Below are 25,164 nucleotides of genomic sequence, written 5' to 3'. Positions count from 1 at the left end.
ACCCGGTATGCGATTGGCAAGCCGGCCGAGCGTGGCCGGGCGTGTCGGCACGGCTGCGCCTCTCATGGGGTCGTGCGGCGGCTCATGCGGTCGTGCGGCGGCGAACCATCCAGATGGCAGCGGCCAGGGATGCGGCGGCGAGGGCGAGGAAGGACGCCGACTCGATGGCTTGGAAGACCCAGAAGCTGCTGTCGGGGTGGTATTCGGTGTAATGGCGGAGGCCGTGGTCGATCATGAAGCTCTCGACCCGTGCGTCGGAGTTGTAGAGCGTGTCGCTGCCGCCGTAGACCTGGCGGATGATCGCCGCCTCCTCGCCGTCGGAGAGCAGGTGCCCGGTCCGGTCGACCCAGCCGTTGTGAACGATCCAGTCGGTGCCCGGCAGTCGGCCGGGGCCGGTTTCGAGCTGCGGGTCGGTGATCCGCACGAGGGGAGCCCGGTAGTGGGGCCGGGCGTACTCCTCCAGCGGGAGCCGGACCGCCAGGAAGGTGGTGAGCGTGGCCGCCATGGCGACGATGGTGCGTCGCAGCAGGGCGCCGGCGAAGACCCCCACGGCGAAGGCGAACAGGGCGGCGGCGGTGAGGCTCGGTATCGCGATGATGAAGGCGGTCGCCCGCATGCGTCCGCCGATCTCGGCCAGTGGTGCGCGCCACCAGGTGAACAGGGCGGCGAACGCGACGGCGAAGACAGTCACCGTGGTGCCGACGAGGGCCAGCTTCGTCATGAGCCAGCGGGTGCGGGAGACGCTCTGACTGAACGCCAGCCGCCAGGTGCCGTGCTCGAACTCGCGGGCGAGCAGCGGCGCGCCGACGAAGACCCCGGCCAGCACGGGCAGGAAGGCGCCCCAGAGCAGCCGGTTGCCCCATTGGTCGTACCGGCTGACGAACTGGTCGATCAGCGGGGCGCAGCCGCCCCGGGCGGCGGGGTCGGCGACGCAGGCGGCGATGCCGCCGGCGCGGTACTCCTCGTGCATCGCCACGCCGGTGATGATCAGCGGCAGGGCGGCGAGGGCGAGCAGCGCGGTCGCGACGAGGAGTTCGGCGCGGTGCTGCCGCCAGGTCAGCCACAACATGGCCGTCCCTACCTTTCCATCGGGTTCGACCGGGCGGCGGAGCCCGGCGCCACGGCCCCGGGACCGGCCAGATAGGCCAGGACGAGGTCTTCCAGGCTGATCGGGTGGGTCTCCCAGCGGGGGTGTGCGGGCATGCCGGCGGGCTGGCGTACCAGCAGGTTGCTGTGTCGCCGGCCGTGGGTGGCGGCGACGATCCCCTCGATGCCGGTGTCCTGCGTGCCGGTGCGCGGGCCGGTGAGCAGCCGGTGCTCGGCGAGCAGGTCGTCGATGTCGCCGGTCAGCCGCACCCGTCCCTCGTGCAGCAGGACCAGGTGGTCGCAGACCCGTTCGAGTTCGGCGACCACGTGCGAGGAGAGCAGGACGGTCAGGTCGGCCTCGGCGACAGCGTCGACGAGCGTTCTCATGACGCCGCGGCGGGCGAGCGGATCGAGGCTGGCCACCGGTTCGTCCAGGACGAGAACGCGGGGCTGTTTGGCGAGCGCGAGGGTGAGCGCCACCTGGGCCTGTTGCCCGCCGGAGAGCGCGCCGGTCTTGCGGCCGAGCGGGATGTCGAGATCTCGTAGGCGACGTTCGGCGCCGGGCTGGTCGAATCGGGGGTTCAGCGAGCGCCCGAAGCGGATGGTGTCCGCGACGGTGAAGCCGCGATACAGCGGGTGGTCCTGGGCGACGAACCCCACCTGGGCCAGCCCGGCCGGCTGGTCCATCCGGATCGGCCGGCCGAACATCGACACCGTGCCCTCGGTCGGCTTCAGCAGGCCGATCGCCAGGTGCAGCAGGGTGGTCTTGCCGGCGCCGTTGGCGCCGACGAGCCCGATGATCCGGCCCCGGGGCAACTCCAGGGTGCAGTCGCGCAGTGCCCAGGTGCGGCGGCCGTACCGCCGGCCCAGGCTCTCGGCGCGCAGCGCGGGCTCGTTGCTCACGCCGCGCCCGCCTGGGCCTGATCGTCGTCCAGGGTCGCGGCCACCAGGGCGCGGACCTGCTCGTGGTCCAGGCCGGCGTCGTGGGCCGTGCGCAGCCAGCCGCGCAGACTGCGCGACAGCCGGGCGTAGGTGGCGGCCGGCACCTGGTCGATGCTGCCGACGACGAAGGTGCCCTGGCCCGCCCGCGGCGCGGCCAGCCCGGCCCGTTCGAGGTCCCGGTACGCCTTCGCGACGGTGTTGGGGTTGACCACCAGTGCGGCGGCCACCTCCCGCACGGTCGGAAGCTGGTCACCGTCGAGCAGATAGCCGAGCAGAAGCCCGCGCCGAACCTGCTCGACGAGCTGCAGATAGGTCGGCACCCCCGAACGGGCGTCCAACCGGAACGCGAACACTCGCATCGACCCCCATCGCCTGTCTATGTGTACTAGTAGGATAGTACACACGGCCGGCGACGAGCCGGGACCGGCGCGGCGGGCCGGGCCTTACCCGGCCGGGGGACGCCGTCGCGAGGCGTCTCGGCCGCGCCCGGCCAGCAGGGTGGCCATGGCTTGCCAGTCCTCGCCCCGGGCCATGCCGCGGTAGGCGATGGTGCGCGGTGGCCGGCCGGCCTGGTGGACGACGAGGCGACGACCGCCGGTGTCCACCCGGTCGCGGGGCCCGAACGTGACCCGGCGGCTTCCGAGCTGCATCGGCACCTGGACGGACGTCTCGGTGACCACGAGGTACGGCAGCGGACCGAAGTACAGCAGCCCGACCAGGGTCATGGCCAGCCCGGCCGCCAGCACCGGCCAGAACGCCTCCGAGTCGCGAAGCGTCACCAGGTCGATCGCGACCAACGCCACTCCGGAAAGAGTGAAGGACACGGCCAGCCAGAACGCCACACGAACCTTCATCGCGATCCCCTCGCTCAGGTGAGTTCGCCGCTCACGATAGCGGCAAGGGTCGATATCCGGTCCCACGCCGAGAGACATCATCCTAGGATGCCTTACGCGATGTGCGCCCCGTCTCGGCCGGCGGCCGCGCGGTCTCACTTGCCGCCTTCGGCGACTGATCACCGGAAAGAGCGCCGCGTGCCGCGGCGCCGGCCCTACGAGGTGAAGCGGTAGCCGATGCCCGGCTCGGTGATCAGGTACCGGGGCCGGGAGGGGTCCGGTTCGACCTTGCGGCGCAGGTTGGCCAGGTGCACCCGCAGGTAGCCCGTCTCGTTCTCGTACGCCGGGCCCCACACCTCGCGCAGCAGCTGTCGCTGCGACACCAGCTTGTCGGGGTGCCGGGCCAGCGTCTCGAGCATGTGCCACTCGGTCGGGGTGAGGCGTACGTCGTCGCCGGCCGTGGTGGTGAGGCGCTTGGCGGCCAGGTCGATGGTGAAGGCCGCCGTGGTGATCGTGACGCTGTCCGGCTGGGGTGCCGCGCGGCGCAGGGCCGCCCGGATGCGGGCCAGGAGCTCGTCCATGCCGAACGGTTTGGTCACGTAGTCGTCGGCGCCGGCGTCCAGGGCCTGGACCTTGCCGGCCTGGTCGTCGCGGGCCGACAGCACGATGATCGGGACGCTGGTCCAGCCGCGCAGGCCGCGGACCACCTCGACGCCGTCGATGTCGGGCAGGCCGAGGTCGACGATGGCCAGGTCGGGCGGGGTGTGGCCGGCGGTGCGCAGGGCGCTGGTGCCGTCGGCGGCGGTCAGCACCTCGTAGCCGCGGGCGGCCAGGTTGATCCGCAGGGCCCGGCGTAGCTGGTCGTCGTCGTCCACGACGAGAATGCGGCTCACGGCGCTGATTGTGCAGCATGCCGGTGGGATCTAGCCTGGAGCCGTGGAGATCAGGGAACGGGCTGTGCGCAGCCGGGAGGACTTCCGGCGGTTGCCGCCGCGGGTCACGCCGGAGCAGATGATCCCGCTGCAGGCGATCCTGCACCTCGTGCAGGATCCGCGGGAGGGCACCGAGGACGAGTGGCGCCTCCGGATGGGCTGGACGGTCTGACGGAGCAGCCGCTGACCGGCGGGAACGTCGCCGCGGCGGTGGTCCGCTCGGGCGACACGGTGCGCAAGCCGTGGACGCCCGCAACGCCGGCGGTGCACGCGTTCCTGCGCCACCTGCGGGGCAAGGGTGTGCCCGGCGTGCCCGCGGTGCACGGCCGCGACGAGCAGGGCCGGCAGGTGCTGGAGTACGTGCCGGGGGAGCAGGGGCTGTCGGCGCCACCGATGACCGTGGCCGAGTTGCGCCGGCTCGGGACGATGGTGCGGGCGCTGCACGACGCGTCGGCGGATTTCGTGCCCCCGCCGGGCGCGCGGTGGGAGGTGGCGATCCCGCCGGACGGCGCGGAGCTGGTGTGTCACCAGGATCTGGCGCCGTGGAACCTGATCCGCGACGGCGAGACGTGGACCTTCATCGACTGGGACGCCGCGGCGCCGGGGACCCGGCTGTGGGATCTGGCGTACGTGGCGCAGACGTTCCCGCCGCTGGTGGCCGGTGGCGATCCACGGGCGGACGGGCCGCGGCTGCGTGCGGTGGTCGACGGTTACGGCCTGGACGCGGCGGGGCGCGACGCGCTGCCGGAGTTGCTCGTGCGGCGTACCCGGGCGATGTTCGACCTGTTGGAGAACGGTGCGCGCAGCGGCACGCTGCCGTGGGCCCGCTTGTGGGCCGAGGGCCACGGCGTGCACTGGGGTGGCGCGGCGGACTACCTCGCCGGGCACCTGCCGGAGTGGCGCTCAGCGTTGCGGTAGGACCGGCCACCTGATGGTCGGAACCCGCAAGCTGCGGCCGGCGGGGGTGAAGCGCCTCGCCGAAAGTTCGGGCGGTCTGAGAACGCGTTCGAGGATGGGGGTTGTCGGCGTGTCGCGGCGCCTGACTCGGGCAAGGGCTTCAGGCCGCGCGATGGGGCGGCGAGTCGTGAGTCCAGCGCAGCCAATCCTCAAGGGCGGCGTAGTCAGCCTCGGTGAGGCCCAGACGGGGGTCGACGCGATGAAGCAGGGCGTGTCCCGGGTGGTGTGCCGACACCCAGGCTCGGTCGGTGTCCGTGATCTCGTCGTCGACCCAGGCGAAGGGACGGCCTGCGGCCCAGTCGACGAGGGTGCGGGTCTTCCAGTGCAGTCCGTTCCGCTCGTCGTGCTCGTCGGTGTCGGTCGGCTCCGGCCAGATCACCACCGCCAACCGCGGCAGACCGATCCGTGGCGCGATGGTCTCGTTCGCGTCGTCCATCCAGGTCGTGGCCCAGACCAGATCGCACGGTAGGGCCGCCAACCGGGGTCCGTGTCCGGGATTGATCCTGCCCAGCAGCGGATTCGAGCTGGTCTCCCGTGGTTCGGTGCCCGTTTGGTAGATCGGGTATGGCTGCGGTGTCCCACCGAAGGGAATGAGGGGTCCGTCAACATCGAGGAAGAGCAGCGGGCGCGCTGCGGAGCCGGTCACGGCGGCACGATATCGGTCGCATCGTTCGACGAGCCGGCCAACCAGCGCGTCAGGGCAGCCGACACCTTGAGCGGCCGACCCCATGACCATCAAAACGGCGGGAAGCGAAGGATCCCCGGTCCGCTCAGTCCAGATCCGCAGCTGCCCGGAGGCCACCCATCGCTCGTGCGTATCCACCCTGGCGGCACGGTAGCGGCTACCTGCGGCCGAACGCCGACATTTGCCGATAGCCTCGCGTGATGCCGATCGATGTCGTGTTCGAGACCCATGCGTTGAGCGAGGACAACGAGCGTGGCGTCGCCACCGGTTGGCTGCCCGGGCGGCTCTGCGAGCGCGGCCGGGCCAACGCCGCCGACATGGGCCGGCGCCGGCGCGTCATGCTGATCGGGCACCTCGCGACGTATCGAGCGTTGGAACATGTGACCACCGGCCGCACCGTGCGGGAGTTGGTCGCGGCCCCCTTCGAATGGCGGGCCGAAGGTTGGGAGTATCAGCTCGCGTGATCTCCAGCCGATCGATGGTCGGTAAGGTTCGGGCCAGGCGATCAGCACCGGACCTCGGAGGCTTCCATAGGGAACTCAGGCGACTCCCCGGGACGCGACGATGCTCCGTCCTTCTTCGACTGTCTGCGTGCCGCTCGTGCGATCCGGCAGGCACCGCACGGCCGGGAAGCGATCGCCGTGGCCCGTCCTCGCGGGGTTGTCGCCCTGGTCCGTTCTCGCGGGCCATTGCCCGTTCTGCTCTACGTGGCGGGCCGGGAGGGTCGCCTGGTCCGGGGTGACGCCGACGATGTCGCCCTTCTGGAACCGCCGGCGGCCGGTTGGTCGTCGCCGGACGGGCGTGGTGTCGTCGTCCGGGCGCTCGGCCTCGTCGACCGGCAGTGGGAGCGCATCGTCCTGGCGCTCCCGGCGATCTCGCTGCTGGTGTGTCTCGCCCTGATCGTCCGTGCCTCGCCCAGCTGGGCGCTGCTCGCGGCCTTTCTGGCGATTCTTCAGGTCTTCGCGGTCGTCGCCACGCTGTTCGTTGCCTCGATCAAGTGGATGGTCCGGGAGTTCGGCCCGGCCAAGTCGGCGGCCGGCATGGTCCAGGAGGGACTCGCCGAGGACTGCTGGACGCTCAGCCTGTGTCACCAGAATTCCGGTGCCGAGGCCGCGCTCATCTGGAGCCGGATCGTCGAGCGGTTCTCCACGCTGCCGAAGAAGTCCGAGAGACGTGGCCAGGATCGACTGCTGATCTATCCGCGGTCCGCGAACAGCACCGACGCGTCGGTGGCGCTGTGGCGGGATCTGGGTTCGGGCCTGCGGCCGTTCGCCGATGCCGAGCTGCTGGTCGTCGACGCGCAGGACACCCCCGCGCGGGCACCGACCCGGGCGCTGGCCGGTGGGCGGGGTCCGGCCTGGTCATTCCCGGTCATCTACCTGACCGGCGTGCTGCTCACCCTCATCGCGATCGCGGCCATCCTGTCCCAGCGGGAGCAAGCCGGCTTCCTGGCCTTCTTCAAGCACCTCCTGCACAGGCTCGTCTTCATCGACGACCCGTCGCTGGAGATTCGGTCGGCTCAGGGACGGGTGATCGGCTGGCTCGTCAGCGTGATGGGCGCGGTCTCCGTGGCCGTGGCTGTCACGGGTCTGACGCGGGCGATCCGGGCCGTGCGGCGCGGCCCGGCACCGGACGATGAGCCACCGGCTCCGCCGCCGCCGGCTCCCGCCCCAGCTCCCGTCGCGGCCAGCGAGATCACCATCCGGGTGCCCGTGGGCGGCGCCGACGACACCGCCGGCCCTGCCGTGGCGCCGGCACGACGTGTCCCGCGCCTGCTCGGCTCGGGCCGGGGCCGTAAGGCGGTCGGTCTCGGCCTGGCCGCCGGATTGCTCTGGTGGCTCAGCTCCGGTGCGGACTTCTGGCGGGGGTTCGTCGCGGGGCTCGTCGTCAACGAGCTGACCGACGTCTCACCCTGGGTCGCCGACCGGCTGCTGGAGTTCGCGGCCCTCCACTGGATCACCGACGGCGCCGAGGGCCAACGGCGTTACGAGCCGTGGAAGCAGAGCGTCGGCAGGTGCCCGGGAAAGACGTTGAAGCTGGTGGCAGCGGTCGCACTGGTGGCACCGGTCTTTCTCGGTTGGCTGACGCCGGGGTTCGGGCGCGCGGCCGGGAGGGTCGTGGCGCCGCTGCGGAAGTGGGCGGGTGCCGCAGTGTCGGCACGCTCGTCGGCTTACCTGGTGGCCTCGCTGGCCACGGTCGGCGCGGCGCTGCTCGTCTGGTCGGCCGGGTCGGACAGGATCGACACCTTTGTCAAAGAGGTCGCGGCGGGTAACGCCGGCGGCCTCCGGCGGAGCTTGACCGCGCTCCTCGCCGTTCTCGGCACCGCGACCGTGATTCTCCTCGTGCTGGGCGGTGTCCGCTATGTCACGTCGGGAGGTAGCCGGGTCATGCTGAGCCAGGCGCGTAACGTCGTCGGCTACGCGACGTACGTCCTCTGCGTGGCGATCGCGAGCTATGCGGCTGTCACGTTCGTGGTGACCGGACTGCGATGAGAGCCGGCGCGTCGCCGGGTGCCACGGCCGGTGAGGGAGTCGGCCTCAGCGGCGGCCTCCGCCGGCCAGGTCGCGCAGCAGGGCCGGGGTGAGCGGACCGCCCGCCTGATGGGTCAGCACCGTCCGGACGGCCTCGTCGCCGGCCAGCGGGCGGAGGGGTTCCGGCAGTGAGGCCGCGCCCGGCGCCCGTGCGACGGTGAAGAGGTCCAGTTGGCCGGGGTTGGCCTGCAGGTAGCGCGCGAGCGCGGGCCACCGGGTCTGCACGATCAGCCAGAGGGCGAGCGTCTTCGCGTCAACGAAGTTGCCCTGCAGGGTGAGTACTGTGCGGGCCATGCTGTTGGCGATCACGAAGCGCTTGATGCTGCGCGGGTTCGCGGCCAGCAGGCCGGAGAACTTCTGCAGGAAATGCTCGCGCGCGGCCTCCACCTCGCGGGAGTGCAGCTTGTCGATCGCGTCCGACGTCACCGCCTCCCGGACTACTGGCGTCGCGGTGCGCAGGGCCTCGATGATCTCCCCTTCGGAGGTGCTCGACCCGATGCGCTCGTCCAGCGCGGCGCGCTCCAGATCGAGTTCGTGCGACTTGAGGAGGTCGCCGACGCCGAGCAACTCGCGCAGGTAGTCCTCGCCGGCGGCGGTGCTGATCGCGGGGACGGCGAGGGTGAGCTGGAAGATCTTGTCGAGGAACAGGTAACCCAGCGGGCGGCCCGGCTCGGCGATGCTCTGCTGGAACGTCTCGTACCGGCTCTCGAAGCTCTGCCGCAGCCAGGCGCCGTCGGCGGCGACGATGACGTGGCAGCCGTGCGCGGCCTGAACGGGACGGTCGCGGCTCCACTGCGCGTCGCGGATGACCGTCTGGACCGTCTCGATGAGCTCGACGACGTAGTCGGGCCCGGCCCGGTCGAGGTCGTCCACGAGGAACAGGACCGGCCGTGGCGACCGGCGGACCAGCCAGCCGAAGTGGTCGGCGATGCCGCCGGCCGGGTTGGGGTCGGTCGTCTCGTAGAAGCGGGCCCCGCGCGGCGACTCCCAGAGGAAGAATCGCGCCGTGAGGAGTGAGGCGCCCCAGAGGCCGACCACGGCCGTCACCCCGGCGGCGACGAGTTTGGCCAGGTCGGTGGCCGTGCCCGCGGTGAAGTGTGCCGGGCGGAAGAGCAGGTAGAGCCCGACCATCAGGAGCGCCATGGTGAGCAGCGACAACAGATAGACGCCGCCGCGGCGCATGCGGGTCCCGGCCTCCGCCAGGCGCAGCCGAACCCGTCCCGGTCGGCGTAGCGAGCCGCGCACCGCGGCCCGCAGGCTGGTGAGCAGCGACCACCAGGGCGGACCGAGGCGTGACTCGCGCCAGGCGTCGAAATCCACGACCAGCCAGTCGTCGAGCTCCTCGCGGACGAAGTTCAGCAGCGAGCTCTTCCCGGAGCCCCACTCGCCGTCCAGGTGGATCAGGAAACTCCTGCCCATGGCGTCTTCCTGCACCTGGCGCAGCCGCTGGGCGAGCGCGCGGGCCAGGGGCCGCCGCTTGAGCGCGTCGTCGGTGGCGGGAAAGTCGGCGACCCAGCGCACCTGGTCGTTCGTCGCGCCGTGGCCGGGTGGGGTCGCCGGCGGGGCGGTGGCGGGTGCGGAAGCGGTCGTCGCGGCGATGGCCTCGTTGAGGCGGGCGGTGGCGACCATCAGCACGACGTTGTCGTCCCGCGCGCCGGCCATCAGCATCCCGGTCACGCCGCCGGCCTCGTCGTCCCAGATCGGCGCGCCGCTGAAGCCGGGTTTGACGCCCTTCATGTCGAGTTGCCAGACGTTGCGCGTGGTCGGGCCGACGAAGGTGCCGGTGACCCAGAGCCCTTCCTGAAACGCCTGCGGAAAGCCGAAGGTGCGGCACCTGGCGTGGACCTTCGGGCCTTGCGGCAGCAGGCGGGGCGCCGGGATGGCCGACCACTTGTCGCCGGGCAGCCGGAGCACCGCGATGTCCTCGAACTTGGCCTTGTCGTCGGTGAACCAGGCGACCACGCCGGCGGTCCACTCCTCGTCGCCGGTCAGGTGGGGAAACTGGAGCCGGACCGGGCCGGTCGGCGGTTCGGCGACGAGCGGGGCGATTCCCAGCGCGCCGGACACCACGTGCGCCGCTGTCACGATCAGGCCGTCGCCCACGAAGAATCCACAGCCGACGACCCGGCCCTCGCTCACGATGCGCACCATCCACGTCCAGGTGGCGCCATCGGTCTCGGGCGGGCCGGGCGGGGATGGGGTCGTCATCGGCAGTCCTCGTCGGTCGGTCGTGGCCCAAGGCCATCTGGTCGAGTCGGGCCGTTCCAGGGCACCAGACGGTCCGGTCCTCGCACCAGGGGGATGTCGGTGATCCGGGGACGGGCGCCTGTCAACTAGAGTTGACAACATGGATCCGATCACAGCCATTGCCACCATCACCCGCCGCGGCACGGAGGTGTCGGTCGAGGGCGCGGACGACGACGCCGACTTCGAGATCGGCTCGATCAGCAAGGGCGTGACCGGCCTGCTGTACGCGGACGCCCTCGCCCGCGGGGAGCTGCAGCCGGAGAGCACCCTGGGGGAGCTGCTGCCGCTCGGTGACGTGCCGGTGGCCGGGGTGACCCTGGCGTCGCTGAGCATCCACCGTTCCGGGCTGCCGCGCCTGCCGAAGTCGGCGCAGCCGTGGCGCCGGACGCTCGCGCTGTGGCGGCACGGCGCGAATCCGTACGGTGAGAGCCTCGGCGAGTTGCTCGAGCAGGCGCGCGGTGTCGTGCCCGCGGCGTCTCCGCGGCCCGGCTATTCCAACTTCGGGTTCGAGCTGCTCGGTCACGCGGTGGCTGCCGGGGCCGGGATGCCCTACGCCGAGCTGGTCCGGCGGCGGCTGACCGAACCACTCGGCCTGGGCACCTGCTATGTGCCCGCGACGGCCGCGGAGCTGGGGCCCGGGGCGCTCGCCGGCCGCAGCCGGTCGGGGCGGCCGCGGGAGCCGTGGACCGGCGAGGCGATCGGCCCGGCCGGCGGCATCCGCGCCACGATCACCGCGATGGCCCGGCTGGCCACGGCGCTGCTCGACGGCTCCGCACCCGGTACGGCCGCCCTCGACCCGGTCGCGGACCTCTCGGGTCGCGTCCGCATCGGCGCCGCCTGGATCGTTCTGCGGGGCGGGGGGCGGTCGGTGACCTGGCACAACGGCGGCACCGGCGGCTTCCGGTCGTGGCTCGGGCTGGACCGGGCGGCCGGCACCGGCGTGGTGGTGCTGTCCGCGACCACCCGGTCCGTCGATCGCCGGGGTTTCGAGTCGCTGGCCGGGCTGGGCTGAGCCGGGACCCTCAAGGTCGCAGGTCGGCCCGGGCGCACTGGGTGACGTAGGGCAGCGGGAACGTGTCGCGGCCGGCGAGGTCGGGGTGGGTCGCGGTGAGGTGGCGGACCCGGTCGAGGACGGCGGCGCGGTCGCCGGCGTCGAGCAGGATGACGTAGCTGCGGGAGGCGACCAGATCGAGCAGCCGGTCGAGGCCGATCTCGTGGGTCCAGCCGAAGTCGCGGGTCTCGACGGGGCCGAACGGGGTGCCGAGGTCGCTCTGCCGGGGCAGCTCGGGGGAGTCGATGATCTCGCCGAGGCGGCGGACCCAGTCCTCGCGTTCGTCGCGCAGGTTCCAGATCAGGCCGAGCCGGCCGCCGGGGACCAGCACCCGGGCGACCTCCGCGACGCCGCGTTCGGGGTCGACCCAGTGCCAGGCCTGGGCGCAGAGCACGGCGTCGGCGCTGTGGTCGGGCAGGGGGAGCTCCTCGGCGGTGCCGGCCAGGGCGGGCACGCCGGGCAGGACGCGGCCGAGTTCGGCGCGCATGCCGTCGGAGGGGTTCGACGGCGGTGACGGCGAGGCCGCGGGCGGCGAGCTGGCGGGTGAGTTTGCCGGTGCCGGCGCCCACGTCGACGATCCGGGTGGCGCCGGCGGGCAGGAGCCAGTCGACGGCTTCGGCGGGGTACGGCGGGCGGCCGCGCTCGTAGACGGTGGCGGCGGTTCCGAAGGAGGTCGCGTGATCACTCATGATCCAAGGATCCTAGGATGCTTTAGAGGGCGTGCGCCACTTCACCGCGGGTGCGAAGTGTTTTAAAGCGGAGCCCTTCGGGCACCCCTTCACCGACAAGAACAATCAAGTTCGAGTCTTCGGAGAGGTTGACGATGAGCTTCACTGACAAGGTCAAGAACAAGGCCGAAGAGATGACCGGTAAGGCGAAGCAGGGCATCGGCAACGCCACGGACAACGAGCGGCTCGTTGCCGAGGGCCAGGCGCAGGAGACTTCCGCGCACGCGAAGCAGGCCGCCGAGCACGTCAAGGACGCCGGCAAGGACGTGCGCGACACGTTCAGCTGAGCCGCCACACAGCGAGGCCCCCGGGACGACGGTCCCGGGGGCCTTTCCGTGCGCCGGCGCGCCGGTTACTCGGCGACCTGCTGCTTGCGCCACCATTCCTGGCCGGACTCGGGCAGGGTGTCGATCGGGTCGTAGTAGGCGAAGAGCTTGCTGAGGGCCTCGTCGTCGGTGGCCTCGATGGACGTGCGGTAGTTCTTCGTCCAGTAGGAGATGCCGTGCTCGCGGTCGTATTCGGCGAGCATGTGGACCCAGCGCTTGCCGACGAACGGCACGTCGCAGACGATCCGCGGGGTGGCGTAGCCGGGCAGGTAGCCCATCATGTCGTGCTGCAGTTGCTGGGCGTACCAGACCGGGACGCGCCAGTGCTCGGCGTTGGGGATCATGTCGCACATGTAGAAGTAGTACGGCAGGATGCCGGCTTCGCCCTGCAGGCCGAAGCAGAGGTCGAGCAGGTCGGCGGTGGTGGCGTTGACGCCGCGCATGAGCACGCCCTGGTTGCGGACGTCGCGGACGCCGACCTCGAGCAGCATCCGGGCGGCGCGGGCGACCAGCGGGGTCAGCGAGTTGACGTGGTTGACGTGGGTGTGCACGGCGAGGTTGACGCCGCGGCGTTCGGCGGTGATGGCGACGCGGTTGAGGCCTTCGACGACGTCGCCCTGCAGCCAGTGCTGGGGCAGGCCGGCGAGGGCCTTGGTGGCCAGCCGGATGTCGCGGACGGTCGGGACCGAGAGCAGACCCATGAGGTACGCCTCGAGTTGCTTCCACGGGACGTTGGCGACGTCGCCGCCGGAGACGACCACGTCGCGGACGCCGGGGTGGGATTTGAGGTAGGCCAGGTGGGCGTCGTAGCGGTCGACCGGTTTGAGGGTGAGCTTGAGCTTGTCGACGGTGGGGGTGCTGTTGCCGACGAGGTCCATGCGGGTGCAGTGGCCGCAGTATTGCGGGCAGGTGCTGAGCAGTTCGGCGAGGACTTTGGTGGGGTAGCGGTGGGTGAGGCCCTCGGCGACCCACATGTCGTGTTCGTGCAGGGAGTCGCGGGTGGCGTGCGGGTGTGACGGCCAGTCGAGGTGGCGGTCGGTGGCGACGGGGATCATGTAGCGCCGGATGGGGTCCGCGTAGAAGGACTCGGTATCGGGCGTTTTGTCGGGCACCATGGTGTTGAGCATCTGCGGCGGCACCAGCATGGACATGGTGGCGAGGCGCTTCATGTCGGTTTCGAGGTCGTCGTAGAAGCGCTCGTCGAGCAGGTCGCCCATGAGGGCGCGCAGCTGCCGGACGTTCTTGACGCAGTTGACGCGCTGCCACTGGGCGGATTCCCACTGTTGGGTGGTGACGTCGCGCCAGCCGGGGAAGCGGGTCCAGTCGGGTTCTGCCAGGGGGCGGCGCTGGTAGTTGTACGGCTGTCCCGCCGCGGTGGCCGCGTCGTTCTTCAGCTCGGTCAACGGGGCCTCCTGGGGTCGGGGAGTGATCGGGATCGACGATACTGGAGAATCTGCGGTCTAGTAACCGTAGCTCCGGAGGATTTACGGTAGGACAGCCATACGACAGTCTGTTTCTCGTGAGGATGGTGGGCATGACGTTCCCGGTGGGCCTGTCGCGGGTGCTGGAGCCGCAGGGTGTGCTGCCGCAGGCGGCATGGCGGCTGGACGCGCGGGCGGAGATCGGCGCCGACGAGGTGCGGATCCGCCTGGAGCGGCTGAATCTGGACGCCGCCAGCTTCCGGCAGCTGGCGGGCAAGCACGGCGGCGACGGCGCGGCGGTGCGGGCCGAGGTGCTGGAGATCATCGGTACGCGCGGCAAGATGCACAACCCGGTGACGGGCTCGGGCGGCATGCTGATCGGGGTCGTGGACGAGGTGGGCCCGCGGTCGCCGCTGCCGGTGAAGGTGGGTGACCGGGTCGCCACGCTGGTGTCGCTGACCCTGACCCCGCTCGTGGTCACCGACGGCCTGGCCGGCTGGGACGGCACGAGCGAGCAGGTGCCGGCCGCGGGCCACGCGATCCTGTTCGGCCGTTCCGTGGTCGCGGTGCTGCCGGAGGACCTGGCGCCGGAGCTGGCCCTGGCGGTGTTCGACGTGTGCGGGGCGCCGGCGCTGACCGACCGGGTGGTGCGGGGGCACGCGGCGGCGGGCGGAGTGTCGGTGGCGGTGCTGGGCGGTGCCGGCAAGAGCGGGTCGCTGGCGCTGACGGCGGCGCGGCTGGCGGGTGCCCGTACGGTCGGGGTGGTTGTCTCCGACGCCGAGCGGGAGGCGCTGCGCTCGGCCGGCCTGGCCGACCACGTCGCGGTCGCCGACGCGCGGGATCCCCTGGCGGTGTCGTCGGCGGTGGTGGCCGCGCTGGGTGCGGCGGCGACGGTGACGGTCGTGTGTGTGGACGTGCCCGGGTGTGAGCACGGGGCGATCCTGGCGACGGCGGCCGGCGGCACGGTGATCTTCTTCTCGATGGCGACGAGTTTCCCGGCGGCGGCGCTGGGCGCGGAGGGCCTGGCGGCGGACGTGACGATGCTGATCGGCAACGGGTACGTGCCGGGGCACGCGGCGTTCGCGCTGGATGTGGTGCGGCGCACTCCTGCGGTGCGGGCGTTGTTCGAGGCGCGGATCGCGGCACACTGACGGTCATGACTTCCCCCTCGGTGGTGTATGCGAACGGTCGGTTCTATTCGGCGGCGGATCCGCGGGCGACGGCGATGCTGGTGCGCGACGGGCGGATCGCCTGGTTGGGTGCGGCTGCGGAGGCCCCGGCGGCGGACGCGACGGTGGATCTGGACGGCGCGCTGGTGATGCCGGCGTTCGTGGACGCGCATCTGCACGCGACGGACACCGGGCTGGCGGCGGACGGGCTGGATCTGTCCGGGGTGCGTTCGGCCGGTGAGCTGCTGGCGGCGGTGGCGGCGTTCGCGCGGACGCGCCCGGTGGGCGCGGTGGTGCACGGGCACGGCTGGGACGAGTCGACGTGGGTGGCGCAGGTGCCGCCGTCGGCGGACGAGTTGGAGCGCGCGGCGGACGGCCGGCGGGTGTATCTGTCGCAGGCGTCGGTGCATTCGGCGCTGGCGTCGCGCTCGATGCTGGCCGCGTGCCCCGGCGTCGAGGGGGTGCCGGGGCACGCGGTGTCGGGCTGGGTGCGTGAGCAGGCGCATCACGCGGTGCGGGCGGTGGCGCTGGGTTCGCTGACGGCGGCGCAGCGCACGGCGGCGCAGACCTCGGCGTTGCGGCTGGCGGCGTCGCGCGGGGTGGCGGCGGTGCACGAGTGCGCGGGCCCGGGCACGTCCAGTGAGGCCGATTTCCTCTCGGTGCTGGCGTTGTCGGGTCGGGGGCTGCCGCAGGTGTTCGGTTACTGGGGTGAGCTCGGTGGTGCGGTGCGGGCGAAGGAGCTGGGCGCGGTCGGTGCGGCCGGTGACCTGTACGCCGATGGGGCGCTGGGGTCGCGGACGGCGTCGGTGCGGTCGGCGTACCACGACGGCGACGGGTGTGGTGAGGCGTTCGTGTCGGCGGAGCAGGCCGGTGCGCATCTGCTGGAGTGTGTCGAGGTCGGGGTGCAGGGCGGTTTCCACGCGATCGGCGACGCGGCGATCGAGGCGGTGCTGGACGGCTTCGCGATCGCGGCCAAGCAGGTGGGGGTGGACCGGCTGCGGGAGGGCCGGCACCGCATCGAGCACGTGGAGCTGGCGGACAAGGCGATGATCGCCCGGATGGTGGAGTTCGGGGTGGTGGCCAGCGTGCAGCCGGTGTTCGACGCGTTGTGGGGTGGCCCGGACCGGATGTACGCGCAGCGCCTGGGGGTGCAGCGGGCGATGCTGACCAATCCGATCGGGGCGATGTACGCGGTGGGGGTGTCGCTGGCGTTCGGTTCGGACGCGCCGGTGACGGTGCTGGATCCGTGGGCGGCGGTGGTCGCCGCGGCGGCGCCGCGCAACCCGGTGTACCGGATGAGTGTGCGGGCGGCGTTCGGGGCGAGCACCCGGGGCGGCTGGCGGGCCGCGGGGGTGGACGACGCGGGCGTGTTGTCGCCGGGCAAGGCGGCGACGTTCGCGGTGTGGGAGACCCCGGCCGGGGTCGACGGGGGACTGCCGGTGCTGCTGGCCGGGGTCGACGGTGAGGTGCCGGCGCGGCCGGTGTGCCGGCGCACGGTGCTGCGCGGCGAGACGATCTTCGAGGAGTGACGTGAACAAGCTTGGTCTGGACCCCGCCGTGGTGGCGCGGGCGCGGGCGCTGGCCGCGAGGGCGGGGCAGCCGGTCGTGGACCTGGCGCGCTCGCATACGACGGTGTCGGTGGAGCGGGCGGTGTTGCGCCTGGCGGGGGTGTCGGGGGCGGATTCCGACGGGATTCCGTGGGTGAACCGCCTGGTGGACGCCGTACGCGCCGACGTGGGCCTGGGCCGGGGGGTGGCGGTGCCGGTGTTCCACGCCCTGGCCACCGAGGGCGTGGAGGATGTGACGGTGCTGGCGCAGAAGGCCGCGGCGGGGGCGGTGAGGTTCGCCGTACCGGAGAAGAAGGCCGAGGTGGCCGCGGCCCGGCGGGCCGCGCGGCGGGCGACCGGCGCGGGCCTGAGGATCGTCGACCGGCGCCGGGCCGAGCGGGACAGGCTGATCAAGCGGTACGGGGATCCGCAGCAGCGGCCGTGGATCTATCTGATCGTGGCGACCGGGGACATCTATGAGGACATTCCGCAGGCGCAGGCGGCGGCGCGGGCCGGCGCGGACGTGATCGCGGTGATCCGGTCGACGGGGCAGTCGCTGCTGGACTATGTGCCGGAGGGCGCGACCCGGGAGGGTTTCGCCGGCACGTACGCGACGCGGGAGAATTTCCGGCTGATGCGCGCGGCGCTGGACGAGACGTCGAAGGAGCTGGGCCGGTATGTGCGGCTGACGAACTACGCGTCGGGGTTGTGCATGCCGGAGATCGCGGCGCTGGCCGGCATGGAGCGCCTGGACATGATGCTCAACGACTCGATGTACGGCATCCTGTTCCGCGACATCAACCCGATCCGCACGTTCGTGGATCAGCGGTTCTCCCGGCAGGTGCACGCCCGGGCCGGGATCATCATCAACACCGGTGAGGACAACTATCTGACCACGGCGGACGCGGTCGAGGCGGCGCACACGGTGACGGTGTCGCAGCTGCTCAACGAGTTCTTCGCGCACGAGGCGGGGCTGGCGGACTGGCAGATCGGCCTGGGGCACGCGTTCGAGATCAACCCGGAGCTGCCGGAGTCGTTCCGGCTGGAGCTGGCACACGCGCTGCTGGCGCGGGAGTTGTTCCCGGACGCGCCGCTGAAGTGGATGCCGCCGACCAAGCACATGACCGGTGACGTGTTCCGGGGCAACCTGCTCGACGGGTTCTTCAACCTGGCCGGGGCGCTGACCGGGCAGGGGATCCTGCTGGTGGGGATGATGACCGAGGCGGTGGTGACGCCGTGGCTGTCGGACCGCGACATCGCGCTGCAGAACGTGCGGTACGTGCTCAACGGCGCGGGCAACCTGCACGAGGACTTCGTGCCGGCGCCGGGTGGGTTCATCCAGTCGCGGGCGCACGCGGTGCTCGGCGAGGCGATCTCGTTGTTGGAGAAGATCGTCGACGACACCATGCTGACCGCGATCGCCGACGGCACTTTCGGGATCATGAAGCGGCCCGCGGACCGGGGCAAGGGCCTCGACGGGGTCGCCCGTCATGAGGACGGCTACTACAACCCCGTGACGGAGGCGCTGGAGTCATGACGATCGTTCGCCCTTATGGGGACACCACCGGCGACGGGATGGTGCAGCTGTCGTTCACGCTGCCGATCCCGCACGACAAGCGGGCCGAGGGCGCCGCGGTGCAGCTGGCGAACAAGATGGGCATGGACCCGGCGATGCTGGTGCACGCCAAGCCGATGGGCGACGGGTTCACGTTCTTCGTCGTCTACGGCCGGGTCGGTCATCTGGTCGACACCGAGAAGGTGCAGGTGGTCGAGCGTGACTTCCCGCTGCTGAGCGCGAAGGAGGTCAACGCGGTCATCAAGGCCAGGCTGCGGCGGCGGCTGAACGTGGTGGGCGCGTGTATCGGCACGGACGCGCACACGGTCGGCATCGACGCGATCCTGAATCTCAAGGGCATCGCGGGGGAGAAGGGCCTGGAGTACTACCGGGAGCTGTCGGTGACCAACATGGGCGCGCAGGTGTCGGTGCCGGAGCTGGTGGAGACCGCGCGGGCGCAGAAGGCCGACGCGGTGCTGGTGTCGCAGGTGGTGACGCAGCGCGACGCGCACCTGCAGAACACCCGGGCGATGACGGCGGCGTTCCGGGAGGCGATGCCGGCCGGCAAGCGGCCGCTGCTGATCGTGGGCGGGCCGCGGTTCGACGAGCTGATGGCCGGCGAGCTGGGCGTGGACCGGATCTTCGGCCGGGGTACGACGCCGCGTGAGGTCGCGTCGTATCTGGTGCACGCACTCGTGGGGAGCAACTCTTGATCACTGTCGTTCATCGCCGGTACGTGCCGTACGCGCACGCGCACTACGCGGGCAATCTGGTCGACGGGGCGTATTCGCTGGGGTTGTTCGGCGACGTCGCCACCGAGGTGTGCATCCGGCTCGACGGTGACGAGGGGTTGTTCGCGTCGTATTCCGATGTGCAGTTCACGGCGCCGGTGCAGGCCGGCGACGTGCTGGAGGTGACCGCGACGGTGACCAGGATGGGCACCCGGTCGCGGACGATCGACTTCCGGGCGGTGGTGGTGTGCCGGGGCACGGGCGGGTCGGCGGCGGCGGTGCTGGCCGAGCCGATCGTCGCGGTGACCGCCACGGGCACGGTGGTCGTGCCCGCTGCGGCATGACCGACTGCGGCCTCCCGGCGGCCGGCGGCGGCCGTGACCGCGAGGGCCGGGCTCAGCCGTGAGCGCCGCTGTTTGTGTCGACGTCGGGTCGACGTACACGAAGGCCTGCCTGGTCGATCTTGACGGTGGCCGGCTGGTGCGCCGGGCCGAGGTGCCCACGACGGCGGGTTCGGACGTCCTGATCGGTCTGGACGCCGCGGTGGCGGCCGTCGGCGGGCGTGGCAGCGAGCTGTTCGTGTGTTCGTCGGCCGGCGGTGGGCTGCGGCTGGCGGTCATCGGCTACGAGTCGCTGGTCACCGCCGAGGCCGGGCACCGGGTGGGGTTGTCGGCGGGGGCGCAGGTCGTGCACGTGGCCGCGGGCCGGCTCGACGGGTCGGCGACCGCGGCGCTGCGTGCGGCGCGGCCGGACGTGATCCTGCTGGTCGGTGGCACCGACGGCGGCGACGGTGCGGTGCTGCTGCACAACGCGGGCCGGCTGGGCACCTCGCGGCTGCGGGTGCCGGTGGTGCTCGCCGGCAACGCCGAGGTGCGCGACGAGGCCGCCGCGCTGCTGTCCGGGCGGCGGATCCCGGTGACGGTGACCGGCAACGTGCTGCCCCCGGATCGGGGTGCTCGATCCGGGGCCGGCGCGTTCGGCGATCCGGCAGGTGTTCCTGCGGCATGTGATCGGCGGCAAGGGGCTCTCGCGGGGCGGGCGGTTCGCGTCGCTGGTGCGGGCGGCGACCCCCGGACGCGGTGCTGGCGGGGGTGGAGGTGCTGGCCGACGGCAGCGGCGCCGGGGTGCTGGTCGTGGACGTGGGCGGGGCCACCACGGACGTGTATTCGGCGCTGGTGCCGGACGCGGAGGCCGAGACCGGTCCGCGCCGGGACGTGGCCGGGACGCTGTGGCGGTCCCGGACGGTCGAGGGGGACCTGGGGGTCGGGGTCGGCGCGCCGGGGGTGGTCGCGGCCGCGGCGGTCGAGAAGCTGCCGGTGCCCGACATCAGCGGTGGTCGGCCGTATGACGTGGCGACCGACCGGCGGCTGGCGGCGACGGCGGCGATGATCGCGTTGCGGCGGCACGCCCGCGGCCATGCGGCGGGTCCGGGGCAGCCGCGGACCGGCGGCCGGGACCTGCGTGACGTGCGGCTGGTCGTGGGTTCCGGTGGGGTGCTGCGGCACGGCGGCGGTGCGGCGGTGCTGGACGCGGTCCTGGGCGACACCGCGGGTGGCTGGGCGGCGCCGGGCTCGGCGCGGCGGGCCGTGGACGCGCAGTATGTGCTGGCGGCGGCGGGGTTGCTCGCCGCCGAGCATCCGGTGGCGGCGGCGGGGCTGGTGAACGTTCTGTAACCCCTGGCGGTGCGGCGGCGAGACACGCCCGAGAACGCGACACGCCCGGACACGGGGACACCGGTTGACAGACGGCCGGGGGTGCGACGTACCGTCTTCAAGTCCTATTCCGGGAAGCGGTTGTTGTTCGCTTCGTTCCTTCGCCCACTGGCCACGCCCGTGCTCTTTCGCAGAGTGCCCGCGTACGCCAGGTCCAGGGGGTGGGGGTCGGCGGGGCGGCGCGGACCTGCCGCGCTGTTCCGGTGTCGGTCAGGGGGACTCGTGGCCAGTAGACAACGGCACGTCGGGGGCAGCCAGCCCGCGCCGCGTCGGTCCGAAGGTCACGCGCCGCTATGACCCACCGGACCCGGACGGATCTCAAGGTGCGGTCGGGGCGTGGTCTTCGGGCCACGCCCCGACGTCTGTCCGGACACCGTCCGCGCAGGTGGCAGGCGCGATGGTTTCGTGACCACCGGCAGGTAGCCTTCCGCGGGTGGATTTATTGACGCTTCAGCCATCGCCCGCGCCGGCACCGGCCGCGCCCGCCGCGCCGCAGCCGGTGCGCCTCTGGGTGTCGGTGCTGCTCGCGCTGGTCGCGGGGGCGGCGCTGCTGGTGTCGTTCCCGCCGTACGGGTTGTGGTGGCTGGCGCCGGTCGCCGTGGCGGTGCTGGCCGCGGCCACCCACCGCCGGCGGCTGCGCGGCGGCGCCGGGGTCGGCATGATCGCCGGGCTGGTGTTCTTCGTGCCGCTGCTGGACTGGACCAATCTGGCCGCCGGCTGGCTGCCGTGGATCCTGCTGTCGTCGGCCCAGGCCGGTTATCTCGCGCTGCTCGGTCTGGCCGGGGCGTGGCTGTCGCCGCTGCACGACCGGTGGCGGGCGCTGTGGCCGCTGACCGCGGGGCTGCTCTGGGTCGCGCAGGAGGCGCTGCGGGACCGGGCGCCGTTCGGCGGGTTCCCGTGGGGGCGGCTGGCGTTCAGCCAGGCCGACGCGCCCGCGCTGCGGGTGGCCGTGGTCGGTGGTGCGCCGCTGGTGACCTTCGTGGTCGCTCTCGCCGGTGGCGCCCTGGTCGCGCTGGCGTGGCGGCGCTGGGCCCGGCCGCGGACGTGGCTGCCGGCGGCCGGGTTCGCCGTGGCCGCCGCGGCGCTGATCGCCGGCCCGGCGCTGGTGCCGGTCGCCGAGCCGACCGCGGCGACCCGCACGGTGGCGATCGTGCAGGGCAACGTGCCGCGCCTGGGGCTGGACTTCAACGCCCAGCGCGCGGCGGTGCTGCTCAACCACGTGCGGGCGACCGAGAAGCTGGCCGAGGACGTGCGGGCGGGCCGCGCCCGCCAGCCCGAGCTGGTGATCTGGCCGGAGAATTCCAGCGACATCGACCCGCTGCGCAACCCGGACGCGGCGCAGCAGATCGCCGGGGCGGCGACCGCGATCGGGGTGCCGATCCTGGTCGGGGCGGTGCTGCGCGGCGACGTCGAGGGTGAGATCCGCAACGCCGGCATCCTGTGGCAGCCGGTGACCGGGCCCGACCTGGACCAGGTGTACATCAAGCGGCACCCGGTGCCGTTCGCCGAGTACATGCCGCTGCGCCCGATCGCGCGGGTGGTCAGCGACAAGGTCGACCTGGTGAAGAACATGGTCGCCGGGACGACGCCCGGGGTGGTGCGGACGCCGGCGGCGACGATCGGTGACGTGATCTGCTTCGAGGTGGCCTACGACTCGGTGGTGCGCGACACGGTCACCGGCGGCGCGCAGATCCTCGCGGTGCAGACCAACAACGCGACCTTCAACGAGGCCGAGGCCCGCCAGCAGCTGGCCATGGTGCGGCTGCGGGCGGTCGAGCACGGCCGGGAGGGACTGATGGTGTCCACGGTGGGAGTGTCCGCTTTTGTCGGCACCGCAGGTCAGGTGTACTCCTCGACCGGATTCAACGAGCCCGCCGTGGTCCTGCATGACATGCGCGTCGACGGACCGCGTACGCTGGCGACTCGTTTGGGGCATTGGCCGGAGCTTGCGGCTGTGGCCCTGGCCGTGCTCGTTCTCGTGACGGCGGCGCCGATGAGGCGCCGCCGGCGGGTTGCCGGCACGGCCGTGGAATCGACGACGGAGGAACGGTGAGCGACGCGAACCCGACGGTTTCGGGCGCGGAAGGATACCCGGGGATCGGACGCGTCCTCGTGGTCATACCGACCTACAACGAGGCGGACAACGTCCGGCTGATCACCGAACGGGTCCGCCGGGCAGTGCCCTGCGTGGACATCCTGGTCGCCGACGACAATTCGCCCGACGGCACCGGCCCCATCGCCGATGAGATCTCCGCCGCCGACGATCACGTCTTCGTGCTGCACCGCGCCGGCAAGGAAGGCCTCGGCGCCGCGTACGTCGCCGGGTTCGCCTGGGCCAAGGACAAGGGCTACGACGCGGTCGTCGAGATGGACGCGGACGGCTCGCACGCCCCGGAGGAGCTGCACAAGCTGCTCGACGCGCTGCGCGAGACCGACGCGGTGCTCGGCACCCGGTACATTCCCGGCGGCAGCGTGCACAACTGGCCGGTACACCGGCTGCTGCTCTCCCGCGGCGGCAACATCTACATCCGGATGGCGCTGGGCATGCCGTTCAAGGACGCCACCGGCGGCTACCGGGCATACCGGATGGCGGTGCTGGACGCGATCGACGTCGCGACGGTCGCCTCCACCGGGTATTCGTTCCAGGTGGAGCTGGCCTGGCGGACCTACCGGCACGGTTTCCGGATGGCTGAGGTGCCGATCACGTTCACCGAGCGCGAACACGGCGTCAGCAAGATGAGCGGCAACATCTTCAAGGAACAGCTGCTCAGGGTCACTCTGTGGGGTGCGGCGGCGCGCCGCGACGCGGTGCTGAGCAAGCTCGGCCGCAAGCCGAGGCAGGGTTCGACCTGGCCGTGACCGGGCCCGGGCGTGTCATGCTTGACGGGATGCGCTGAGGTGACGCCGGAAGGTTGTGGATGATGCGCCGAGGTCTGGCTCTGCTCCCGCTGGGGCTGCTGTTGCTCGCGGTGGCCGAGATATCCGTTTTCATGGCCGTGGTGCACGCGCTCGGCGCCGGCTGGGCGTTGCTGATCATCGCCGGGTCGAGTGTGGCCGGGCTGGCGCTGCTGCGCCGCGAGGGCATCCGTGGCTGGCGGTCGTTCCGGGCCGCCGCCGAGGCCGGCCGCCCTCCGGGCCCGCAGGTCAGCGACTCGCTGGTCGGGCTGCTCGGCGCGCTGCTGCTGGCCGTCCCGGGTTTCCTCACGGCCGTGGCGGGTCTGCTGCTGGTCGCCCCGCCGGGCCGGTTCCTGGCCCGCCGCGGCGTCGAACGCGCCACCGAGCGGCGGGTGTCCTCGGCGGTCGCCGGTGACCTGTTCGGCCCCCGCCACGTGCGGGTGCGCCAGTCCGCCCCGGTCGACGAGCCGCCGGCCGAGCCCGCCGCGTTCGGCCCGCCCGGCCAGGTCGTGCAGGGCGAGGTCGTCGAGGGCGAGATCGTCCGCTGACGCCACACACACCACACACACAGCAAATCGCCGTCCCGCTGCTCAGCGGGACGGCGATCGGCGTTTGGTGCTGCTGGTCAGCGACCCCGTCGGGTGCGGACCTCCTGGAGCCGCTCGTTGAGGATGTCCTCCAGCTCCGAGATCGACCGCCGCTCGAGCAGCATGTCCCAGTGCGTACGCGGCGGCTTCGCCTTCTTCTGCTCCGGCTCGTTGCCGTCGACCAGTCGTGCGACGCTGCCGTCGAACTTGCATTCCCAGGTGATCGGCACCTCGGCGTCGACGGCGAACGGCACCTCGAACTGGTGACCCTTCACGCACAGGTACTCGCGGGTCTGCCGGGGCGCCAGCTCCGTGTTGCGGTCGGACTCGTAGCTGACTGCGCCTAGACGGCTGCCGCGCAGCATGCGTTCGCCCATGATCGGCTTTCCCCTCGCTCGTGGTGCTGCTTCCGTTGGTGTAACGAAAGGGGCGGCCGCGGGATTCCTGACGCGACCGCCGTATGTCGACGGTGTTAACGCTTCGAGCGTAACCGCCCGGGTCCCCTATCGGCCGACTCAGCCCCGTCCTGAAGTGGACCTTGGTCCACTTTACTAGGCTTTGCGAGATCTACGGATAGTGCGATGTCGGTCACCCTGCCACCGGGACAGCCGAATCGGCCGTCCCACCGGCTGATTCGCCGGCCGATCCCGTGGCTGTTCCCCGCACCGGTCCACCGGCTGATTCGGCGGCCGGCTCCGTGGCCGTTGCCCGCGCCGGTCCACCGGCTGATTGGGCGGCCGGCCCGGATCGGCTGGCCGATCCGTTGCCCGACGTGGATCGGCCGGACGAGCCGTTGGCCGGCCCCTGCGCCGGGACGCTTCGTGCCGGGCCCAGCGCGGCCAGCGCCGATGCCAGGTCGCTGATCTGCGCCGAGAGCTGCGTCACCCGATGGTGCGCGGCGTCGGCGTCGCCCCGGGCCGCGCTCAGCGCCGCCCTGTCTCGCTCGGCGTCCGCCCGGACCTCGCTCACGGTGCGCCGCAGCGCCTCCACGTCGCGCGCGGCAGCCTCGCGCTCCCGGCCTGTCTCGGCCCGGGCGGCGTCTCGCTCGCCGGCCGCGGCCGCGGCGGCGTCGCGGGCGGCCCTGAGGTCTTGGGCCAGTGACTCCACCTGCCGGCTCTGCGCCTCGGCCTGCTCGCGGGCCGCCACGAGATCGCGGGACAGCGCCTGCGCGCTCGCGTGGGCGGTCTCCAGCTCCCGGGTCAGGGCCTGGCGTTCCCGGCCCCGCGCCT

The 25,164-nt window shown here is 72.3% G+C and carries 24 protein-coding genes and 2 pseudogenes; 15 read left to right on the top strand and 11 right to left on the bottom strand.

From position 1 onward, the window contains the following. Positions 1-82: 82 nt before the first annotated feature. The 5 genes from DMB66_RS53965 to DMB66_RS53945 form a co-directional block, all read right to left on the bottom strand. Complete coding sequence (locus tag DMB66_RS53965; RefSeq protein WP_125811819.1) at positions 83-1,069, bottom strand: ABC transporter permease subunit; 987 nt, start codon at positions 1,067-1,069, stop codon at positions 83-85. 8 nt (positions 1,070-1,077) lie between these two features. Further along, positions 1,078-1,989, bottom strand: coding sequence for an ABC transporter ATP-binding protein (locus DMB66_RS53960; RefSeq protein WP_125811818.1), 912 nt, complete (start codon positions 1,987-1,989; stop codon positions 1,078-1,080). After that, on the bottom strand, positions 1,986-2,387 hold the full coding sequence (locus DMB66_RS53955) for a GntR family transcriptional regulator (protein ID WP_370321153.1): 402 nt from the start codon (positions 2,385-2,387) through the stop codon (positions 1,986-1,988). Before DMB66_RS53955 ends, DMB66_RS53960 begins: the two co-directional genes overlap by 4 nt. Positions 2,388-2,471: 84 nt before the next feature. Beyond that, positions 2,472-2,882 (bottom strand): hypothetical protein, encoded by a 411-nt coding sequence (locus DMB66_RS53950; protein ID WP_125811817.1) that lies wholly within the window; start codon positions 2,880-2,882, stop codon positions 2,472-2,474. Between the two features lie 194 nt (positions 2,883-3,076). Beyond that, positions 3,077-3,754 (bottom strand): response regulator, encoded by a 678-nt coding sequence (locus tag DMB66_RS53945; RefSeq protein ID WP_125811816.1) that lies wholly within the window; start codon positions 3,752-3,754, stop codon positions 3,077-3,079. Positions 3,755-3,797: 43 nt separating this feature from the next. On the opposite strand from DMB66_RS53945, the gene DMB66_RS61940 reads away from it, so the two are divergent. Together DMB66_RS61940 and DMB66_RS53940 are read left to right on the top strand one after the other, a co-directional pair. Further along, positions 3,798-3,965 carry a hypothetical protein gene (locus DMB66_RS61940; protein ID WP_158647663.1) on the top strand — a complete coding sequence of 56 codons (168 nt, stop codon included), beginning with the start codon at positions 3,798-3,800 and terminating at the stop codon, positions 3,963-3,965. Beyond that, positions 3,935-4,711: a phosphotransferase enzyme family protein gene (locus DMB66_RS53940; RefSeq protein ID WP_199753180.1), complete on the top strand. Its 777-nt coding sequence runs from the start codon at positions 3,935-3,937 to the stop codon at positions 4,709-4,711. Before DMB66_RS61940 ends, DMB66_RS53940 begins: the two co-directional genes overlap by 31 nt. A gap of 139 nt (positions 4,712-4,850) precedes the next feature. On the opposite strand, the gene DMB66_RS53935 is transcribed toward DMB66_RS53940, so the two are convergent. Continuing rightward, positions 4,851-5,396 carry an HAD domain-containing protein gene (locus tag DMB66_RS53935; RefSeq protein ID WP_125811815.1) on the bottom strand — a complete coding sequence of 182 codons (546 nt, stop codon included), beginning with the start codon at positions 5,394-5,396 and terminating at the stop codon, positions 4,851-4,853. A 239-nt stretch (positions 5,397-5,635) separates the two neighbouring features. Between DMB66_RS53935 and DMB66_RS53930 the strand changes: the two genes are divergently transcribed. Together DMB66_RS53930 and DMB66_RS53925 are read left to right on the top strand one after the other, a co-directional pair. Next, positions 5,636-5,899 carry a hypothetical protein gene (locus DMB66_RS53930; RefSeq protein ID WP_125811814.1) on the top strand — a complete coding sequence of 88 codons (264 nt, stop codon included), beginning with the start codon at positions 5,636-5,638 and terminating at the stop codon, positions 5,897-5,899. A gap of 225 nt (positions 5,900-6,124) precedes the next feature. Next, on the top strand, positions 6,125-7,927 hold the full coding sequence (locus DMB66_RS53925; RefSeq protein WP_125811813.1) for a hypothetical protein: 1,803 nt from the start codon (positions 6,125-6,127) through the stop codon (positions 7,925-7,927). Positions 7,928-7,972: 45 nt separating this feature from the next. On the opposite strand, the gene DMB66_RS53920 is transcribed toward DMB66_RS53925, so the two are convergent. Continuing rightward, positions 7,973-10,174 carry a P-loop NTPase fold protein gene (locus DMB66_RS53920; protein WP_158647662.1) on the bottom strand — a complete coding sequence of 734 codons (2,202 nt, stop codon included), beginning with the start codon at positions 10,172-10,174 and terminating at the stop codon, positions 7,973-7,975. A 139-nt stretch (positions 10,175-10,313) separates the two neighbouring features. Here DMB66_RS53920 and DMB66_RS53915 point away from each other — a divergent pair, with 139 nt between their 5' ends. Further along, positions 10,314-11,225 carry a serine hydrolase gene (locus DMB66_RS53915; RefSeq protein ID WP_125811811.1) on the top strand — a complete coding sequence of 304 codons (912 nt, stop codon included), beginning with the start codon at positions 10,314-10,316 and terminating at the stop codon, positions 11,223-11,225. Positions 11,226-11,235: 10 nt separating this feature from the next. Here DMB66_RS53915 and DMB66_RS53910 read toward each other — a convergent pair whose 3' ends face one another. Further along, positions 11,236-11,751 (bottom strand): class I SAM-dependent methyltransferase, encoded by a 516-nt coding sequence (locus DMB66_RS53910; protein WP_233625500.1) that lies wholly within the window; start codon positions 11,749-11,751, stop codon positions 11,236-11,238. 336 nt (positions 11,752-12,087) lie between these two features. On the opposite strand from DMB66_RS53910, the gene DMB66_RS53905 reads away from it, so the two are divergent. Further along, complete coding sequence (locus tag DMB66_RS53905) at positions 12,088-12,279, top strand: CsbD family protein (RefSeq protein WP_125811810.1); 192 nt, start codon at positions 12,088-12,090, stop codon at positions 12,277-12,279. 65 nt (positions 12,280-12,344) lie between these two features. Here DMB66_RS53905 and DMB66_RS53900 read toward each other — a convergent pair whose 3' ends face one another. Continuing rightward, on the bottom strand, positions 12,345-13,721 hold the full coding sequence (locus tag DMB66_RS53900) for a KamA family radical SAM protein (RefSeq protein WP_125811809.1): 1,377 nt from the start codon (positions 13,719-13,721) through the stop codon (positions 12,345-12,347). Positions 13,722-13,852: 131 nt separating this feature from the next. Between DMB66_RS53900 and DMB66_RS53895 the strand changes: the two genes are divergently transcribed. The 9 genes and pseudogenes from DMB66_RS53895 to DMB66_RS53855 all read left to right on the top strand — a co-directional run bounded on the left by DMB66_RS53895 (position 13,853) and on the right by DMB66_RS53855 (position 23,896). Then, a complete protein-coding gene (locus DMB66_RS53895; protein WP_125811808.1) occupies positions 13,853-14,890 on the top strand; it encodes an L-erythro-3,5-diaminohexanoate dehydrogenase in 1,038 nt (345 codons plus the stop codon). Between the two features lie 5 nt (positions 14,891-14,895). Then, the gene (locus DMB66_RS53890; protein ID WP_125811807.1) at positions 14,896-16,437 is read left to right on the top strand and encodes an amidohydrolase; all 1,542 of its coding nucleotides are present in this window, start codon (positions 14,896-14,898) and stop codon (positions 16,435-16,437) included. 1 nt (position 16,438) lies between these two features. Continuing rightward, complete coding sequence (locus tag DMB66_RS53885) at positions 16,439-17,992, top strand: lysine 5,6-aminomutase subunit alpha (protein ID WP_125811806.1); 1,554 nt, start codon at positions 16,439-16,441, stop codon at positions 17,990-17,992. Continuing rightward, positions 17,989-18,723 carry an OAM dimerization domain-containing protein gene (locus tag DMB66_RS53880; protein ID WP_125811805.1) on the top strand — a complete coding sequence of 245 codons (735 nt, stop codon included), beginning with the start codon at positions 17,989-17,991 and terminating at the stop codon, positions 18,721-18,723. Before DMB66_RS53885 ends, DMB66_RS53880 begins: the two co-directional genes overlap by 4 nt. Further along, the gene (locus tag DMB66_RS53875; RefSeq protein WP_125811804.1) at positions 18,720-19,085 is read left to right on the top strand and encodes a hotdog domain-containing protein; all 366 of its coding nucleotides are present in this window, start codon (positions 18,720-18,722) and stop codon (positions 19,083-19,085) included. Before DMB66_RS53880 ends, DMB66_RS53875 begins: the two co-directional genes overlap by 4 nt. A gap of 58 nt (positions 19,086-19,143) precedes the next feature. Then, positions 19,144-20,414, top strand: a pseudogene (locus tag DMB66_RS53870) (glutamate mutase L). A gap of 481 nt (positions 20,415-20,895) precedes the next feature. After that, positions 20,896-22,506: an apolipoprotein N-acyltransferase gene (gene lnt / locus DMB66_RS53865; RefSeq protein WP_125811803.1), complete on the top strand. Its 1,611-nt coding sequence runs from the start codon at positions 20,896-20,898 to the stop codon at positions 22,504-22,506. Then, a complete protein-coding gene (locus DMB66_RS53860; RefSeq protein WP_125811802.1) occupies positions 22,503-23,312 on the top strand; it encodes a polyprenol monophosphomannose synthase in 810 nt (269 codons plus the stop codon). The genes lnt and DMB66_RS53860 overlap by 4 nt, the downstream gene beginning before the upstream one ends. A gap of 62 nt (positions 23,313-23,374) precedes the next feature. Further along, positions 23,375-23,896 (top strand): FxsA family protein, encoded by a 522-nt coding sequence (locus tag DMB66_RS53855; RefSeq protein WP_125811830.1) that lies wholly within the window; start codon positions 23,375-23,377, stop codon positions 23,894-23,896. A 77-nt stretch (positions 23,897-23,973) separates the two neighbouring features. Here DMB66_RS53855 and DMB66_RS53850 read toward each other — a convergent pair whose 3' ends face one another. Both DMB66_RS53850 and DMB66_RS63230 read right to left on the bottom strand, forming a co-directional pair. Continuing rightward, positions 23,974-24,312: an RNA polymerase-binding protein RbpA gene (locus tag DMB66_RS53850; RefSeq protein WP_015622005.1), complete on the bottom strand. Its 339-nt coding sequence runs from the start codon at positions 24,310-24,312 to the stop codon at positions 23,974-23,976. A gap of 211 nt (positions 24,313-24,523) precedes the next feature. Continuing rightward, positions 24,524-25,164, bottom strand: a pseudogene (locus tag DMB66_RS63230) (hypothetical protein); the annotation flags it as partial.

This window comes from Actinoplanes sp. ATCC 53533, from assembly GCF_003947245.1.
The sequence above is the reverse complement of the archived record's forward strand: the minus strand, read 5'-3'. Positions and strand labels throughout refer to the sequence as shown.

Coding starts and splice junctions, on each gene's coding strand:
- DMB66_RS53965 (WP_125811819.1), bottom strand. CDS start 1,069: ATGTTGTGGCTGACCTGGCGGCAGCACCGCGCCGAACTCCTCGTCGCG.
- DMB66_RS53955 (WP_370321153.1), bottom strand. CDS start 2,387: ATGCGAGTGTTCGCGTTCCGGTTGGACGCCCGTTCGGGGGTGCCGACC.
- DMB66_RS53950 (WP_125811817.1), bottom strand. CDS start 2,882: ATGAAGGTTCGTGTGGCGTTCTGGCTGGCCGTGTCCTTCACTCTTTCC.
- DMB66_RS53930 (WP_125811814.1), top strand. CDS start 5,636: ATGCCGATCGATGTCGTGTTCGAGACCCATGCGTTGAGCGAGGACAAC.
- DMB66_RS53920 (WP_158647662.1), bottom strand. CDS start 10,174: ATGACGACCCCATCCCCGCCCGGCCCGCCCGAGACCGATGGCGCCACC.
- DMB66_RS53915 (WP_125811811.1), top strand. CDS start 10,314: ATGGATCCGATCACAGCCATTGCCACCATCACCCGCCGCGGCACGGAG.
- DMB66_RS53910 (WP_233625500.1), bottom strand. CDS start 11,751: ATGCGCGCCGAACTCGGCCGCGTCCTGCCCGGCGTGCCCGCCCTGGCC.
- DMB66_RS53905 (WP_125811810.1), top strand. CDS start 12,088: ATGAGCTTCACTGACAAGGTCAAGAACAAGGCCGAAGAGATGACCGGT.
- DMB66_RS53895 (WP_125811808.1), top strand. CDS start 13,853: ATGACGTTCCCGGTGGGCCTGTCGCGGGTGCTGGAGCCGCAGGGTGTG.
- DMB66_RS53890 (WP_125811807.1), top strand. CDS start 14,896: ATGACTTCCCCCTCGGTGGTGTATGCGAACGGTCGGTTCTATTCGGCG.
- DMB66_RS53880 (WP_125811805.1), top strand. CDS start 17,989: ATGACGATCGTTCGCCCTTATGGGGACACCACCGGCGACGGGATGGTG.
- DMB66_RS53855 (WP_125811830.1), top strand. CDS start 23,375: ATGCGCCGAGGTCTGGCTCTGCTCCCGCTGGGGCTGCTGTTGCTCGCG.
- DMB66_RS53850 (WP_015622005.1), bottom strand. CDS start 24,312: ATGGGCGAACGCATGCTGCGCGGCAGCCGTCTAGGCGCAGTCAGCTAC.